This is a genomic window from Mesorhizobium sp. M0923, assembly GCF_040319365.1.
GTDB lineage: Bacteria > Pseudomonadota > Alphaproteobacteria > Rhizobiales > Rhizobiaceae > Mesorhizobium.
The window spans coordinates 1-1,113 of record NZ_JAMYNW010000059.1; the positions used below are offsets into that span (position 1 = coordinate 1).

Annotated in this window: 1 protein-coding gene and 1 pseudogene; both read right to left on the reverse strand. The window is 61.3% G+C overall.

The genetic code is table 11. The features are described 5' to 3' along the window. Nucleotides 1–3 precede the first annotated feature (3 nt). A complete protein-coding gene (locus tag NKH89_RS35600) occupies nucleotides 4–276 on the reverse strand; it encodes a hypothetical protein (protein ID WP_352912034.1) in 273 nt (90 codons plus the stop codon). A 163-nt stretch (nucleotides 277–439) separates the two neighbouring features. Beyond that, a pseudogene (locus NKH89_RS35610) lies at nucleotides 440–914 on the reverse strand (transposase domain-containing protein); the annotation flags it as partial. Between the last annotated feature and the right edge of the window lie 199 nt (nucleotides 915–1,113).

The window sequence follows — 1,113 nt, forward strand, 5'->3', positions numbered from 1 at the left end:
TGGCTATGGTCTCGGGAGATTTCCAGCCGCAGGTTTGGGCGGAGCATCACCGGTAGCCCTGCGCTCGTTGACGATTTGCCGAAGGTTGTCGATGCCATCTTGGGTGAAGACGACGATAGTTTCGCTTAATTCGGTTGCGGGATAGCCGTCGTAGGCGCTCAGGCAACCGTCTTCCGAGAACATCTCGATCGAGCAATCGCGCAAAAAGTCTTCGTTCTCTTCGAGCATCTCGGCGGCGTACTTAAGGGTGTAAAGAGCGGATTTGCGGTATCCCATCTGGCGGCCTCAACGATCGGTTTGCATGTGAGCCCAATGGGCCAGATCAGGCAAATTTATCTGCTGCGATCGTCCAATTCCAGGGACTCGAGCTGTGTGATCGACGTGTCGGCGATGCGGGCCAGGACATCGGCCAGCCAGGCCTGCGGATCGACGTCGTTGACTGGCGCGGGATCACCTCCAGCGTCTCGGTGACATCCTCGCCAAGCTTGGCCAGCTTGGCTGAACCGCAGCACAGGCAGTTCCGGGGCGCGGCGATAACGACGCGCTCACGCGGCAGATGCTCGGGAAGCGGCTTCCTTGACGGGCGCTTGCGCTCAAAGGCCCTGACCGTCGAAGACCGTACCGCCATCTCCGCCGCCAGCTCGTCTTCGCTGGCGTCGGCTTCCAGCTCCTCGAGCTGCAACTCCATCTGGTCGAGAAGCCTGGTTTTGCGCTCCGAGCGACTGCCATGGATGTCGCGCTTCAGCTTCTCGATCTGCAGTCGCAGTCGTGCGATCAGCGCATCCGAGTGCGAGTTCACCGCTTGCGCGCGGGCGGCGAGGGCTTGCGCCTCGCGGCGGGGCGGCGCGCTCCGCGAGGATCGTCGCGTGCGCACTGGCAAGATCATCAGGAAGCTGATCTGCCGCGTCGGTCATGGCGCGATGGAATCATATTCACTCCTCCATGCCAACGATTTTGCTCATCCCGCCGAGCTCGGACGCCAGGTCGGCTCAGCCTTGGCGCGTCCATACCGTAAGCGCCAAGCTGACCCCATCTGGCGCGGCTTGAGGTGATGAGCGAGACATACTGACACTGAAGCAAGGAGCCGAGGAGCTTGCAGTGTCAATTTCTATG

What these genes read in the sequence shown, in the direction of transcription:
- NKH89_RS35600 (WP_352912034.1), bottom strand. Translation starts at nt 276, where the DNA reads ATGGGATACCGCAAATCCGCTCTTTACACCCTTAAGTACGCCGCCGAG.